At 40.4% G+C, this 15,639-nt stretch carries 10 protein-coding genes; 6 read left to right on the forward strand and 4 right to left on the reverse strand.

Features of this window, described 5'->3' with window-relative positions; genetic code table 11:
- Positions 1–81: 81 nt before the first annotated feature.
- Positions 82–591 (reverse strand): glutathione peroxidase, encoded by a 510-nt coding sequence (locus tag HDF25_RS03800; RefSeq protein ID WP_184622935.1) that lies wholly within the window; start codon positions 589–591, stop codon positions 82–84.
- Between the two features lie 226 nt (positions 592–817).
- Between HDF25_RS03800 and topA the strand changes: the two genes are divergently transcribed.
- The 4 genes from topA to pbpC are packed head-to-tail and all read left to right on the forward strand — an operon-like array spanning position 818 to position 11,844.
- Positions 818–3,403 (forward strand): type I DNA topoisomerase, encoded by a 2,586-nt coding sequence (gene topA / locus HDF25_RS03805; RefSeq protein WP_184622936.1) that lies wholly within the window; start codon positions 818–820, stop codon positions 3,401–3,403.
- Positions 3,404–3,407: 4 nt separating this feature from the next.
- On the forward strand, positions 3,408–3,812 hold the full coding sequence (locus tag HDF25_RS03810; RefSeq protein WP_184622938.1) for a hypothetical protein: 405 nt from the start codon (positions 3,408–3,410) through the stop codon (positions 3,810–3,812).
- Positions 3,813–3,869: 57 nt separating this feature from the next.
- Entirely contained in the window at positions 3,870–9,449 is a 5,580-nt protein-coding gene (locus tag HDF25_RS03815; RefSeq protein WP_184622940.1) for an alpha-2-macroglobulin family protein, read from the forward strand.
- Positions 9,450–9,453: 4 nt separating this feature from the next.
- Positions 9,454–11,844: a penicillin-binding protein 1C gene (gene pbpC, locus HDF25_RS03820; RefSeq protein WP_184622942.1), complete on the forward strand. Its 2,391-nt coding sequence runs from the start codon at positions 9,454–9,456 to the stop codon at positions 11,842–11,844.
- Here pbpC and HDF25_RS03825 read toward each other — a convergent pair.
- From HDF25_RS03825 to HDF25_RS03835, 3 genes are all read right to left on the reverse strand, one after another.
- Positions 11,841–12,539 (reverse strand): lysoplasmalogenase, encoded by a 699-nt coding sequence (locus HDF25_RS03825; protein ID WP_184622944.1) that lies wholly within the window; start codon positions 12,537–12,539, stop codon positions 11,841–11,843. The two genes, pbpC and HDF25_RS03825, sit on opposite strands and share 4 nt — an antisense overlap.
- A 108-nt stretch (positions 12,540–12,647) precedes the next feature.
- The gene (locus HDF25_RS03830; RefSeq protein ID WP_041885026.1) at positions 12,648–12,959 is read right to left on the reverse strand and encodes an RNA recognition motif domain-containing protein; all 312 of its coding nucleotides are present in this window, start codon (positions 12,957–12,959) and stop codon (positions 12,648–12,650) included.
- 173 nt (positions 12,960–13,132) lie between these two features.
- Positions 13,133–13,375, reverse strand: coding sequence for a hypothetical protein (locus HDF25_RS03835; protein WP_184622946.1), 243 nt, complete (start codon positions 13,373–13,375; stop codon positions 13,133–13,135).
- A 245-nt stretch (positions 13,376–13,620) separates the two neighbouring features.
- Between HDF25_RS03835 and HDF25_RS03840 the strand changes: the two genes are divergently transcribed.
- On the forward strand, positions 13,621–14,766 hold the full coding sequence (locus tag HDF25_RS03840) for a methionine aminotransferase (protein ID WP_184622948.1): 1,146 nt from the start codon (positions 13,621–13,623) through the stop codon (positions 14,764–14,766).
- Between the two features lie 28 nt (positions 14,767–14,794).
- Positions 14,795–15,601, forward strand: a complete 807-nt coding sequence (locus HDF25_RS03845) for a nitrilase family protein (protein WP_184622950.1) — start codon at positions 14,795–14,797, stop codon at positions 15,599–15,601.
- Positions 15,602–15,639 lie beyond the last annotated feature (38 nt).

Here is a 15,639-nt window from a genome sequence, read left to right on the forward strand (position 1 = left end):
GTTAAAAAAAAGAGAAATCACGGTTAAGTGATTTCTCTTTTTGCATTATAAATGCCTTTAAAAGGCTTTGTATGGTAATTGTTACAGGTTTTTAGTAATCTCCGGGCTTAAAGGAGTAACCTTAGAACGGAAACGGTGAACCAGTTGTCCATTCTCATTAATCAGGAATTTCTCAAAGTTCCAGTTGATATCTCCAGTGAAATCGGGATTACTCGCCGATGTCAGATATTTGAAAAGCGGATTGATGTCATTTCCCTTTACGCTCACTTTTTCGCTTAATAAAAAGGTCACTCCAAAATTCTTTTTACAAAAATCTTGTATCTCTTTATTGGTGGCTAATTCCTGGCCACCAAAGTTACCCGCTGGAAAACCAATAAGCACTACATCTTTGCCGTATTTTTGATGTAATTTTTCGAGATCTTCATACTGTGGCGTATAACCGCATTTAGAAGCGGTATTCACAATAAGGATTTTCTTACCCTTAAACTTGGAAAGCTTAATCTCTTTACCATCAATTGTTTTCATGGTAAAATCATAGATGCTTTGCGGCGGGGTAAATAACAGACTGAATAAAATAAGTAGGGTGTTCATGGTTTTTAATTTTATGTTACAACGAATATATGGACAAATTTTTTACACGTATATAATAGGAAGGTAAACTTAATGGGCTATCACCATTTATACGTAGTAACACGGTCACTGGATTCAGAAAATAAGCAATATTTTGAGCGCTTAAATGATGCTTTCTAATATTTATTCTTGATAGAATTTTGATTTTAGGCTTATTTATAGTTTTATTTGCAGAAAAACCTTCTAGATGGCCAAAAATTTATTAATAGTTGAATCACCTGCAAAAGCGAAAACAATAGAAGGGTATTTAGGTAAAGATTTCCTTGTTAAATCGAGTTACGGACACATCCGTGACCTGGTAAAAGGAGATATGGGAATTGATACGAACAATGATTTCGCCCAGACCTATGAAGTACCCGCCGATAAAAAGCAAGTGGTTGCTGAACTTAAGAAATTAGCAAAGGAAGCCGAGATGGTATGGCTCGCATCCGATGAGGACCGTGAAGGGGAAGCAATTTCCTGGCACTTATTTGAGACGCTTGGGCTGAAAGAAAACAAGACTAAACGAATTGTTTTTCATGAGATTACTAAACCTGCAATTTTAAAAGCAATTGAGTCACCAAGGACCATTGATTATAATCTGGTTAACGCGCAACAGGCAAGACGTGTATTAGATCGTCTGGTAGGTTTCGAACTCTCACCTGTATTATGGAAAAAAGTTAAACCTTCTTTATCTGCCGGTCGTGTGCAATCAGTTGCAGTACGTCTGATTGTAGACAGAGAACGTGAAGTAAATAAGTTTAACGCTGCTGCTGCATTTAAAATCACAGCAAGGTTCAGCACAGGAAAAGCCAGAGAACTGGTTAAAGCCGAATTACCACAGCGGTTTGAACAGGAAGCAGATGCAGAGAAGTTTGTACGCGACTGTATTCATGCTGGTTTTAAAATCAGCAGCCTGGAAACTAAACCCGCTAAACGTAATCCTGCTGCACCTTTTACAACCTCTACTTTACAACAGGAAGCATCCAGGAAATTAGGTTTCCCGGTTTCCCGTACCATGCAGGTTGCACAGCGCTTATATGAAAGTGGAAAGATCACTTACATGAGAACGGATTCTGTTAATTTATCAGAAACTGCGCTTGCTGCTGCTGCCAGTGAGATCAATACTGCATACGGAAAGCAATATCATCACCCAAGGACTTATAAAACTAAATCGGCAGGCGCTCAGGAAGCGCATGAGGCCATCCGCCCTACTTACTTTAATCAGCACACAGTTACTGGTGATAGTTCGGAGCAGCGCTTATATGAGCTAATCTGGAAACGCGCCATTGCGTCACAGATGAGTGAGGCATTATTTGAAAAAACAACTGCCCAGATTGCAGTCAGTACAAGAAGCGAAAACCTGATTGCTGAAGGTGAAGTCATGAAGTTTGATGGTTTTCTGAAAGTCTATCTCGAATCGAGTGATGACGAGGATACTGAAGAAAAAGACAATGAAAATATTCTTCCTCCATTAACTAACGGACAGGAACTGATCCTGAATGTGATGAATGCGACAGAGAGGTTCTCCCGTCCACCAGCAAGATATACTGAGGCCAGCCTGGTTAAAAAACTGGAGGAACTAGGTATAGGCCGTCCTTCTACTTACGCCCCTACAATCTCAACGATCCAAAACCGTGGTTATGTAGTTAAAGAAGACCGTGACGGACGTACGCGTTCTTTTGGATCTATTATCCTGGAAAACGGACAGCTTACAAAAGCTATCAAAACTGAAATTACAGGCGCTGAAAAATCTAAGTTGTTTCCAACTGATATTGGTGAAGTAGTCAATGACTTCCTGGTAGAACATTTTAAAGGAATTGTAGACTTTAACTTCACAGCGAAAGTAGAAAAGGAATTTGATGAAATAGCTCAGGGATTACAAAACTGGACTAAAATGCTTCATGCCTTTTATACCCCCTTCCATAAAGAGGTAGAGGTTACGACAGAAACTGCAGACAGAGCAAACGGGGAACGTTTGCTGGGTATAGATCCGGTAAGTGGTAAAAATGTCTATGCTAAGGTGGGTAAATTTGGTCCCCTGGTACAGATCGGACAGAATGATGACGAGGAAAAACCAAGATACGCCAGTCTGATGAAATCTCAGTCTGTTGGTACAGTAACACTCGAAGATGCTTTAGAGCAATTCAGGTTACCTTTCCAGCTGGAGAATTATAAAGATAAAGAAGTAGCCGTAGGTGTTGGCCGCTTCGGACCTTATGTGAAATGGGGAGAAACTTATATCTCTATTCCTAAGAATGAAGACCCACTCACTGTAGATCAGCTCCGTGCCCAGGTAATTATTGAAGAAAAAATTACTGCTGATGCACCGGTAGCACATCATGAAGGTTTACCGGTAACTAAAGGTACGGGACGTTTCGGACCTTTTATCAAGTGGAATGACTTGTTTATCAATGTTCCTAAAGCTTATGATTTTGATAATTTATCTGATCAGGACATTGCTGAACTGATTACTAAAAAGGTAGAGAAAGAGGCTAACCGCTTTATCCAGCAATGGAATGCAGAGAAAATAGCTATCGAGAATGGCAGATGGGGACCTTTCATCCGTTTTGGTAAAGACATGCTTAAACTAGGTAAGAATCCGGCAACAAAAGATAAATATACTGCTGAAGATTTAGCTGTTTTATCACTGGATGAGGTTAAGAAATTAATTGTTGAACAAGTACCCAATGCTTTTGAACCAAAGGTAACCAAGAAAAAAGCCGCTGGTACTAAAACTGCAGCAGCTAAAAAAGCACCGGCAAAGAAAAAAGCCCCTGTAAATAAGAAATAAAAACATGAAGAAAGATCTGCCGGAAAATATTGTAGAAGACCTGGCCATGGCAGTGGTGCTAATGAATGAAACACCGGAAAGCAAAAACTGGACTGTTTACCTGGTTAACCTTAAGGGTGTACAGATAGACAATGTACTCATCAGTTCTAAAGGTTATGGAGAAAAAGATGGCAGAATGGTAAAAACCTCTGTATTACGTCATTTTCTGGGAGATGTTCCAGCAACTTCGTTTAAAGGAGTTGAAGCTATAGACACAGAGGTATTTGGACTAACCAATGAATACTGGCTAAGTTATTATATTGACGGAACGATTTATGATAAAAAGTTCATTTTTCTACCAGAAAGTATAGTAGACGAGAATCTCATTAAAATACCCCTGGTTAATAAACCTGGTGTGATGATTAAATAGGATTCCCGGTTCAATAATTTTTCGTATTTTTCCTGTCTATCTATACAAACGGGAAATATGGAAAACGGAAAATATACCTTTCTGCATAAAAATAAAAAGCCAGTTTTAATTGGTGTAATTGCAGTTATCCTCCTGGGGATAACTGCAATTTTTGTTTTCAAAAAACACAAATCTCTGGAGAGTCAGCAGTTATATGCTAAATACATCGATTCTTATACCTCCGGTACAATTTCCAAAAAGAGTTTTATCAGGATACAATTAGCCAGCCAGGTAAAAACTATGGGTGAAATTGGTAAACCTGATGAGCGTAATCTGTTCAGCTTCTCTCCTTCCGTAAAAGGCAAGACCTATTGGATTGATGCACAGACCATAGAGTTCAGACCTGACGAAAAGCTGGAATCAGGTAAAACTTATCAGGCTACATTTGATTTAGGTAAAGTAACGGAAACGGAGAAAGGACTGGAAGAATTTGAGTTTGATTTCAAGGTGATCCATCCCGGACTGGTACTCAGCCAGAATGGACTGATCTCTCAGAATAATACTTCTTTAACCTATATGAAGCTGACTGGAGAGATCAGCACAGCTGATGATGAAGATCCGAAAAAGATTGAAAAATGTCTGGAACTGGAGTTTAATCAGCCTCTTAAAATAAAATGGCAGCATAATCCTCAGAAAAACAGCTCGGTGTTCCAGATTGATAGTATCAAAAAAACAGCAAAAGAAGAAAAATTAAGTCTGAAATGGTCTGGTGATGCAATTGAAGCCCAGAATAAAGGAGAAGAAAATCTGGCTGTACCGGCCAATGGTGTCTTTAAAGTACTTGCGACAAAAGCTGTACAGAACCTGGAAGATTATGCACTGGTGCAATTTTCCGAGCCCGTGGGTATAGGTCAGGATCTGACGGGTTTAATCACCTTAGGTGCTGCAGCGACAGATCTGAGGTATACTATTGACGGTAGTCAGGTAAAAATTTATACACCAGAACCGCTACTGGGAAATTACACGCTGACAGTAAATAAAGGAGTAATCAATAGCAATGAACGTGCATTGAATGCCAGTGTCACCGCCAATATTGTATTTGATAACAAACTACCTTCTGTAACGATAGCCGGAAGCGGAACTATCCTGCCAAATTCGGGAAAACTGGTTCTCCCTTTTGAAGCGACCAATCTGAATGCAGTAGATGTGACTATCATCAAGGTTTATGAAAATAACATCCCTCAGTTTTTTCAGACCAATAACTACAAGGAAGCTAACGAATTAAGGAGGGTTGGTAAACCATTACTACAGAAAAAAATACGCCTGGATGAAGACAAGACACTCAACCTGCACAAAAAAAACAGGTTTGTACTGGATCTGGATAAAATCATTAAAGCCGAACCTGGGGCTATGTACAGGGTAACTTTTAGTTTCCGTCAGAAATATAATATACTGGCTTGTGCAGAAGGAAAAACTAAAGAAGCAACAGATAGTGATGAGGAATATTATGGTGAAAAAATAGATGAAGATGATAGCTTCTGGAAAGCTTATAATAACTATTATACAACAGCCTATAACTGGAGTGATAAAGATAACCCATGCACGCCGTCATATTATACGAATGATAAGTTTGCCAGCAGGAACCTACTGGTTTCCAATATCGGACTGGTAGCCAAAAGAGGAAATGATAATAGTATGCTGGTGGTTGCGACTGATTTGCTGACGGCTAAAGGTATGAGTGGAATCACGCTCGAACTCATGGATTATCAGCAGCAGGTTATTTATACAGCAAAAACTGATGGTGATGGAATGGCCACTTTTGAACTCAAGAGAAAACCATATCTGTTGGTAGCCAAACATGGTGATGAACGTGGGTATCTGAAACTTGATGATGGAAACTCTCTCCCACTCAGCCGTTTTGATGTAGGCGGTGACGTAGTACAAAACGGATTAAAAGGGTTAATTTATGGAGAACGTGGCGTCTGGAGACCTGGTGATTCGCTCTTTTTATCATTCATCCTCGAAGACAAATTAAAGAAACTACCACCTGCCTACCCTATTAGTTTTGAGCTATATAACCCAATGGGACAATTGATTAAGAAGTCTGTCATTGGTTCTTCTTTAAATGGATTCTATACCTTCCGTACAGCCACTGACCGTACTGCCCCAACAGGAAGCTGGGTGGCTAAGGTTAAAGCTGGCGGAGCATCTTTCCAGAAAACGATTAAGATCGAAACAATCATGCCTAACCGATTGAAGATTGGTTTTGATATTGGCAACAGAAAATACCTGGGGACTGGTACCGGGGCAACGGCTACGCTATCTGCAAACTGGCTATTTGGTGCACCTGGTAAAAACCTGAAGGCTAAGGTTGACGTGAACCTGAATACCATGAAAACTACTTTCCCTGGTTTTGATGGTTTTAACTTTGATAATCCTACAGTGAATTTTGTCTCCCAGGTTAAAACTATTTTTGAAGGTACACTGAACGATCAGGGAGTAGTCTCAGTTAATACCAACCTGAATGACAATGCTTCTGCACCCGGTGTACTAAAGGCTAACTTCACCACTAAAGTATTTGAGGCAGGTGGAAATTTCAGTATAGATAACTTCTCAATCCCCTACCATGTGTTTAACAGCTATTATGGTATAAAAGCACCCGAAGGCGAAAAACTGAGTGGAATGCTCCTGACTGGTAAAGATCATAAATTTGCATTAGTCAATGTGAACCGTGATGGTCAGCTGATTGGCGGCACTAAAAACGTGCAGGTAGAGCTGTATAAAGTGCAGTGGCGCTGGTGGTGGGAACAGGATACACAAAACTCATTTGCGAACTTCACGCAGAACAATTACAACAAGCTGATTTCAAAAGAAAATGTAACCTTACAAAATGGTAAAGGCAGCTGGACACTGAGAATAAATGAACCGGAATGGGGCCGTTACCTTGTACTGGTCCGTGATCTTAGCGGAGGGCATGTAACCGGCAAAGCTGTTTATGTAGACTGGCCGGGCTGGGCACAAAGAGAACAGTCATCTAATCCGACCGAAGCTTCCATGCTGTCGTTTACGGCCAACAAGACCAAATTTAAGGTAGGTGAAGATATTGTACTGACAATTCCAACCGGTGCGAATGGAAGAGCACTGATCTCTATTGAAAATGGCAGCAAGGTATTAAAAACCTTCTGGACAGATACTAAGGCAGGCCAGACTCAGTTTAAGTTTAAGGCTGAGAAAAACATGGCACCTAACGTATTTGCCAATATTACGCTATTACAACCGCATGCCCAAACGGTGAACGACCTCCCTATCCGGATGTACGGAGCCATTCCATTAATTGTGGAAGATCCCGAAACTATTCTCAAACCGGTTATCAAAATGGCCGACAAAATTAAACCGGAAACAGAAAATACGATTACTGTTTCGGAGCAGAATGGGAAAGCTATGACTTATACCATTGCATTGGTAGATGAAGGTCTGCTGGATTTAACAAGATTTAAAACACCAGACCCACATGCTGTATTTTATGCTCGCGAAGGTCTGGGTGTAAAAACATGGGATCTCTTTGATTATGTATTGGGTGCCTGGGGCGGTAATCTGGAGAGAATATTAAGTATTGGTGGAGACGGAAGTGCCAACCGTAACCTTAACCCTGCAAAAGCAAACAGGTTTAGTGCTGTTGTCAAATATATGGGGCCTTTTGCTTTAAGTAAAGGCGGTTCACAAACCCATAAATTTAAATTACCACAGTATATTGGTGCTGTAAGAGCAATGGTTGTAGCCGGACAGGATGGCGCCTATGGTGCTGCGGAGAAATCTGTTCAGGTTAAAAAACCATTGATGGTCCTGGCAACACTTCCAAGAGTAATTGGTCCGGGAGAGAGTTTCACTTTACCGGTGACTGTATTTGCTACAGAAAATAATCTTAAAAATGTAACGGTACAATTACAGACCCAAAACCTGCAGGTCACAGGCAATAAAACAAGACAGCTGACTTATAAACAACCTGGTGAACAGATGGCGTATTTTGACGTAACTGTGCCACAGATGACAGGCATAGCTAAGGTTAAAATTGTAGCACAAAGTGGTGCTGAAAAAGCCGTTTATGACCTGGAACTGGATATCAGGAATCCAAATCCTTATGTTACTCAGGTAGTTTCAGCCATTATTCAGCCTGGACAAACCTGGTCGGCGGATTATCTCCCGCTGGGTATTTCGGGCAGTAACACTGGTAGCGTAGAATTATCGGCCATCCCTCCTGTTAACCTTAAAAAGCGACTAAATTATCTGATACAATATCCTTATGGATGTGTAGAGCAAATTACGTCGGCTGTGTTCCCACAGTTATTCCTGAATAAACTGAGTCCATTGACCGAACAACAGAAGGCAACAACAGATAAAAACATTAAATCGGGCATTAACCGTCTGCGTGCTTTCCAGACTACCGATGGCGGACTGGCCTACTGGCCAGGGCAACCTTCTGCTGATGAATGGGGAACAAATTATGCTGGTCATTTCCTGGTGGAAGCACAGAATAGTGGCTATAATATACCAGTCGGAATGCTGGATGAAGTATTACGTTATCTTAAAGCCAAAGCGGGCAGTTGGGTACCTAACAGCAATAATTTCTATGGTGGTGATCTCTCGCAAGCTTACCGTCTTTATGTGCTGGCACTAGCCCGCAAACCAGAAATGGCAGCTATGAACAGATTAAGGGCATTTGAATATTTATCAGTAAGCGCTAAATGGCGGTTAGCTGCTGCCTATCAGCTGGCTGGTCAGGCTACTGCTGCAAATGCATTGATCAAAGGGCTTGAAGTTACAGTTAAACCATATAATCAATTGGGTGGAACTTATGGCTCTGACAGTCGTGATGAAGCAATGATCCTGGAAACGCTGACACTGATGGGTCAGAAAGGAAAAGCTGCCCAGGTTTTACAAACTCTGGCGGCCAAACTCGGCACCGATGACTGGTACAGTACGCAAACTACAGCTTACAGTTTATTGGCCGTAGCTAAATTCTGCGGACAGAATTCTGCATCTGCCAGATTGCAGTACACCTATCTGCTGGATGGACAAAAGGGATCAAATAATGCCAGCCAGTATTTCAGCAGTTTGCCGGTTAATTTCAAAGGAAACAAAGCTGTGGTGACAAATAATGGAAAAACTGTGCTCTTTGCCCGGTTAATACTGGATGGACAACCGGCAGCCGGACAACATAATCTTAAACCAAATAATCCGGATATTCTGGATATGTCTGTGAATTATAAATTACTTAATGGCAAACCAATAGACCCTACGACCTTAAAACAAGGTTTAGACTTTTATGCTGAGGTAATTATAAAAAACCCAGGAAAAATGGGCTTTTATGAGCAGATGGCACTTACACAGATTTTCCCTTCCGGCTGGGAGATTATCAATACCAGACTGAATGATAATGAAAGTATTATTTCATCTTCACCCTATACTTACAGAGATACCAGAGATGATCGCGTATTTACTTATTTTAACCTCAGGGAGAATGAAACTGTGACTTACAAGGTTCTCCTGAATGCATCATATATTGGTAAATATTATCTTTCTGCCGTACAATGCGAGGCGATGTATAATCATACAATCAGCGCAACACAGGATGGGAAATGGGTGCAGGTGATTAAATAAAAAGATGAGTTTAAAAATAAAACCAGTGTCAAAACTGTTGATCTGGGATGGAATAGTGGGTTTATTACTGTGCTGGTTTCTATTTGCCTTGCCTTCCAGGCTTTTCGTCTCTCCTACTTCCTATGTAGTAGAAGCAGCAAACGGAGAATTATTGAATGCAGCCATTGCCTCGGATGGGCAATGGCGTTTTCCTCCGGCAGATTCTGTACCTGACAAATTTTCGAAGTGTATCATCGCATTTGAAGATAAACGATTTTATCAGCACCCTGGAGTCGATATACTAGCCATGGCAAGAGCTATGCGTCAGAATTACCGGGCAAAAGGGATTGTAAGCGGAGGCAGTACACTGACTATGCAAACTATAAGGCTCAGCCGCAGACAAGACCGCACAATCGTTCAAAAATTATATGAGGTCTTTCTTGCACTGAGACTCGAATTAAGGTATTCAAAAAAGGAAATCCTGAAGTTATATGCCGCTAATGCCCCGTTTGGAAGTAATGTAGTTGGTCTGGAAGCAGCCTCATGGAGATACTTTGGCCGCAGTCCACAATCCCTGTCCTGGGGTGAAATGGCAACCCTAGCTGTTTTGCCAAACAGCCCCAGATTAGTACATCCCGGGAAGAATACAAGCCGGTTGATCATTAAAAGGAATAACTTGCTCGATCAGCTGGTGAAATTAAAATTTATAGACCAGCCAACAGCAAATTTATCCAAACTGGAGCCGGTACCAGGCAAACCAAGGCCACTTCCGCAAGATGCCCCACATCTATTGAACCGTTTTAAAGCTGAGCGCGGTTTGCTGAAAATTTCCTCTACCAGAATACGTTCAACGCTTGATGCCCATTTACAAATCAAGATTAACGCCTTATTAAAAAGATATAATAACCGCTACAGGGCCAATGACATTAATAATATTGCTGCTTTAGTGCTTAATGTTAAAAATGGGACTGTAATGGCTTATGCCGGCAATATTTATCAACCTGAAAATGCAGGACTGGAAAGTCATGTGGATATGATTAAAGCACCGAGAAGTCCTGGCAGTACGTTAAAACCAATTTTATATGCCAGTATGTTAAATGACGGACTTATTCTTCCTAAAACATTAATTCCTGATATACCAACACAAATTGGCAATTACTCTCCCCAAAATTATGATCTGGGTTATGATGGAGCAATACCTGCCGATCTTGCACTCAGTCGTTCGTTAAATATCCCTGCAGTACGTTTATTGCAAACTTATAAATATCCCCGTTTTTATGACCAGCTGAAAAAACTGGGATTCTCTACCCTGAACCAACCTGCTGATCATTATGGTTTATCGCTGATTCTGGGCGGCAGTGAAGTCACGATGTGGGATCTGGCAAAAACTTATATGGGCATGGCCAGATCGCTTAATCACTACAATGACTATAAAGGGTATTACAATCCACATGATTATGATGAACCTGATTATATACAACGCAGGGAAAAGGATAAACTGGATGAGAATGAACTGCAGCGCAGTACATTACTGGATAATGGGGCTATATGGAGCACATTTAATGCGATGGAAGAATTAATGCGCCCCGGAGACGAGGGATTGTGGGAACAATTCTCTTCTTCACAACGTTTAGCCTGGAAAACCGGAACTAGTTTTGGTTTCAGAGATGCCTGGGCCGTAGGACTTACACCTGATTATGTAGTCTGTGTGTGGGTGGGAAACGCAGATGGTGAAGGCAGACCTGGGTTAACAGGAATTGACGCAGCCGCACCAGTACTGTTTGATATTTCCCGGCAGTTACCAGCTGGGAAATGGTTCGAAACACCAAAAAACAAATTGAAAAAAATAAGTATTTGCCGTCAAAGTGGTTATAAAGCAGGACAATATTGTCCTGACCGTGTAGAGGAACTGGTTCCCTTTGCCGGAGAAAAGACCGTCGTATGTCCTTATCACAAGCTGATCCATTTAGATCGCAGTGCTGCTTTCAGAGTAACTGATCAGTGTGTAAGCCCATCGGATATGGTTCATCAGCCATGGTTTATCTTGCCTCCTGCGATGGAGTTCTACTATAAGGTTAAACATAGTGATTATAAACCTCTGCCACCGTTTATGACAGGATGCGCAGAAACCGGGAGTAATTATATGATGGATATGATTTATCCGAAGAATAATGCATCAATATATATACCGCTTGAATTTGACGGCAAAAGAGGAAAGGTTGTGTTTACTGCGACGCATAAAAATCCTGCTGCGCAAATTTACTGGCATATTGATGATGAATATGTAGCAACAACTTCACATACGCATCAACTTAGCTTAAGCCCCGCTCCTGGAAAACATACTTTAACATTAGTGGATGATAAGGGAGAAAGATTTGTACAGCAATTTACGATACTGGATAGAGAAAAGCATTAATCAGCCGAAAGCGGACGGATTAGTTTCCGCTCCACACCGCCGATTACAATAAAGTACTGGGCAATCATATAAATTGCGCTGATCAGCAAATCAGAAAACTGAAAAGGGCTGATAAAATAACAATGCGCTAAAATACCATCAGCAATTATAAAAAAAAGGACACCTGTAAGGATCAATTTAAAGCTCGCAGGATTTACGCGTTGATTTCTAAAGGCCGCCATCATAGCTAACAAGGCTACAATAAAAATACAGACTAGTACCGGTAGTCTTAATGGCCCAAGATGTGGTCTGAGGTAGAAATAAAAAGTAGTGAAAATTATGGCACTACTAAATATGGCGATCTTTGCTCCCTTTTTGTCCAGCTCCTGCGCCGAGCGGAAGTCAAGGTAAAAAGCACCAATATAAAATAGATGACAAACCAGAAAAGCTAATAATCCATAAGTAAAATACGATGGATCATAATTTCTCAATAGCACAAACGTACTGCCCGTCAATGCGAAAACTATTCCGGTAAATAATCTTTTGTGAAAACGGCCACTCAACCTGGTAGTCAGGCAGAAAAACACGAGCAAAACCAATGTAACACATGGACTTACACCGTAATTTAAAAGAGTGTAATGCTGATAACCAGTAATGAGCACCACTATAAATAACAGTGCATAAACCAGGTTAAATAACAGGTGTTTTCTTATCATACGCACAATATCCAGCATAATCATAAAATCGTCTGATTAAGAACCAGGAAATCAGACCTGGTTCTCTATGTGATGATAGAAAAAATCAATCCAATAGAAAAAAGCTAATTAATAGCTTCTTTCTCTGTTGTTGTTGTTGCGTTTGAAACCACCACCGCCACCAGCACCGCCAGTATTAGGTTTTTCTTGTGCTTCAGCAACTTTGATGCGGTTACCATTGTAATCGCCACCGTTCATTCTCTTGATCGCTTCTTTAGCCTCTTCGTCTACTGGCATCTCTACGAAACCAAAACCACGACTCTGACCAGTTTCACGATCTTTGATAATTCTAAGTGATTTTACCTGACCGAAATCACCAAATACGGCTGTTAATTCATCTTCCCCTACTTCTAACGGAAGGCCTGTAATAAATATCTTCATTAATGTCTAAAAATTTCCTCAAAGGTACAAAAATCATACCTTTTATTTGCAATCAGATTGTAAGTAATCGATAAAATAATTATTTATTCATATAAAGTTCATAAATAGCAGGTACAAAAGCGCAGATTTCAAGCTCGCAAGCACGTATAACTATTGGTGTAAAAGATTAAATATTAGCTTAATATGGCGCCGGGAATCTCAAGAACTTTTTTCATACAGAAATCTCTGTCTTCATGGTTCCATTCGAGCATAAGCTCCCAGATACCTTCGGGAATGCCCTCAAGCGGAATATGCAACAGGCCATATTCGTCACTGCGCAATAATTTTATTTCCTGTTTAAGATGAGGATCTGAGGTGCAGTTGAAAAAAATTTTTACGGCCACAGGATGATCAAAAGAAAAAGTCACCGTTTTCATAATCTTAAATTTAAACTCCTATTATTATACGTATCAAAAGTTCTTTTATTGTTGAACTAATATTTATAAATAGTTGACAAAAGCCATAATCAACTGTACAACAACAACTGACTGTCAATGTTTTAAAAAAAAAAGAAGATGAGCAAGCCCCCCGTCATCCAGATCCTTTTATATAACAAGCAGGTTCACAGGTTTTGTCAACAATTAAGAAGAAAACGCCGAATATTTTATAATTTCGCGACCACATGATAGCTACATACTCGAAACTTCCGGGAATATCCAATACTATTTTTTCAGTGATGTCCCAGTTAGCGGCCGAACACAACGCCATTAACCTTTCTCAGGGTTTCCCTGATTATGATTGTGATCCTAAATTGATCGAACTGGTAACAGATGCCATGAAAAGCGGGCATAACCAGTATGCGCCAATGACAGGTGTACAATCTCTGAGAGAACTGGTTGCCGACAAGGTAAATCATCAATACAAGTCTGATTACCACCCTGATTCTGAAGTAACTATTACTGCCGGTGGTACACAAGCCATATTTACAGCACTAACTGCGTACATTCAGGCTGGTGATGAGGTTATTATTTTTGAGCCGGCTTATGATTGTTATGCACCGACTATAAAAATGCTTGGCGGCCTGGTTAAATCCTACGAAATGGCCCCGCCAGATTATAGTATAGACTGGGAAATGGTAAAAAAACTTTTTACTGCAAATACCAAAATGATCATTCTGAACAGCCCTCATAATCCAACAGGTACTGTACTGAGTGATAAAGATATTAAAGCGCTGATCAAATTAACTAAGGGTACCGATGTACTGGTCCTGAGTGATGAGGTTTATGAACATTTGGTTTATGACGGAGTTAAACATAACTCTCTGGCTTCTTATCCTGAATTGCGCGAACGCACTTTCATTGTTGCTTCTTTTGGCAAACTTTTACATACAACAGGATGGAAAGCGGGTTATTGCCTGGCTCCGGCAGACCTCATGAGAGAATTCAGAAAAATACATCAGTTCAACGTATTCAGCGTAAATACACCCATGCAGATCGGTATTGCAAATTATCTGAAAGACCCTTCTGTTTATCTTGGATTGAGTAGTTTTTTTCAGGAAAAACGCGATTTATTCCGTTCGTTGCTCGAACAAACCAAGTTTAAATTACTACCTTGTAAAGGTTCCTATTTTCAGTGCGTGAGTTATGGCCACTTTAGTGACGAGGAAGATACTGTTTTGGCTAAACGCCTGATTACAGATATTGGGGTGGCTTCTATACCTGTTTCTGCATTTTATATAAGGAATACAGACCACCGGGTGCTGCGTTTTTGTTTTGCCAAAAGGCAAGATACACTCGAAAAATCCGTTGAAAGATTAATGAAACTATAATTTCACCTGCCCATTACCTTATCATTATATGGAGAACCCAAACTATCTCAATATTAATAATCTCAAGATAACTGTCTTTCAAGCTTATTTATTTTGGGAAAATGTGGACAAAAATCTGCAGAATATATCACTGCGTTTGTCTTCTGGCGTAAAGGAAAAAACTGATCTCATTGTATTACCTGAAATGTTTAATACCGGTTTCAGTATGCATGCTGCTGATCTTGCCGAAGAAATGGATGGCAAGACAATGACATGGATGGCTGCCGCTGCTGCGAAATACGATTGTGTAATTACCGGAAGTCTGATTATTAAGGAAAAAGGTAATTATTATAACAGAATGATCTGGATGCTCCCTACAGGAGAGTATCAGCATTACGATAAAAGACACCTTTTCGGAATGGGTGAAGAAGATAAAACTTATACAGCCGGAAAAGACAAGGTAGTCGTAGAACTGAAAGGCTGGAAAATCAGGCTTGCAGTATGTTATGACCTGAGATTCCCGGTATGGTTGCGTAACAATGATTCTGCTTACGATATTTTACTGATCATTGCCAGCTGGCCGGACAAACGCATCCCCCACTGGAAAGTTCTGATACCTGCAAGGGCAATTGAAAACCAGAGTTACGTAATTGCAGTTAACCGTGTAGGACATGACGGAAATGAAGTTTATCACAGTGGTCATTCTATGTGTATCGATGCTTACGGAAATACCGTTTATTATAAACCGGAAGATGAGGATCTCTACACCTTTAGCATCAATTATGAAGAACTGGTAAAAATACGCCGTAGTTTTCCATTTCTAAAAGATGCAGACAATTTTTCGCTGACGAATTAATCCAGATTCCATATTTAAATCCGGCCCAGGCCGGATTT

It is taken from the genome of Pedobacter cryoconitis, assembly GCF_014207135.1.
Lineage (GTDB): Bacteria > Bacteroidota > Bacteroidia > Sphingobacteriales > Sphingobacteriaceae > Pedobacter > Pedobacter cryoconitis_D.